We start from the raw sequence: 395 nt of genomic DNA, 5'->3' as shown, positions 1-395 counted from the left end.
GATGGAGTCATAGAGGGCCTGTGTCATATGGAGAGAGGGATGAAGCCAGTAAGGCTTCTCATAGAACGAAGTAAGGCACTCCTTACAGAGCAGCCTGCGTTTGTGGAAGGTGAGGAGAGAGCCCCGGTGGTTGTAAGGGATATGCCTTACAGTCTGCCAGGCGCCGGAGTCCTTGAGGATGCAGTCATGAGATCCGCAGTTAGGACAGAGGCGCTGCTTAGGTGCAGGGACATGGAGAGTGATCAGGTCATAATCCCTGAGAGTTTCGATGTTTTTGATGGTTGTTTCCTGAGGAAGTTTAGTTAAATAGTTGCATGTTTTCATGGTCATTTCAGCTCCTTTCTGATTATTTTTAGACCAATAAAAGAATAACATGGGGATAGTTGGAATGACCA

Annotated in this window: 1 protein-coding gene; it reads right to left on the bottom strand. The window is 47.1% G+C overall.

Annotated features, from left to right (window positions below; translation table 11 throughout):
- Positions 1–324, bottom strand: a 324-nt coding sequence (locus H6A20_RS14045) for a transposase family protein (RefSeq protein WP_204907544.1), incomplete at its 3' end; no start/stop codon positions are given.
- Positions 325–395 lie beyond the last annotated feature (71 nt).

The sequence above is a fragment of the Mordavella massiliensis genome (genome assembly GCF_016901695.1).
Lineage (GTDB): Bacteria > Bacillota > Clostridia > Lachnospirales > Lachnospiraceae > Claveliimonas > Claveliimonas massiliensis_A.
Note: the sequence above shows the minus strand (reverse complement) of the source record. Positions and strands in the feature narration are given on the sequence as shown.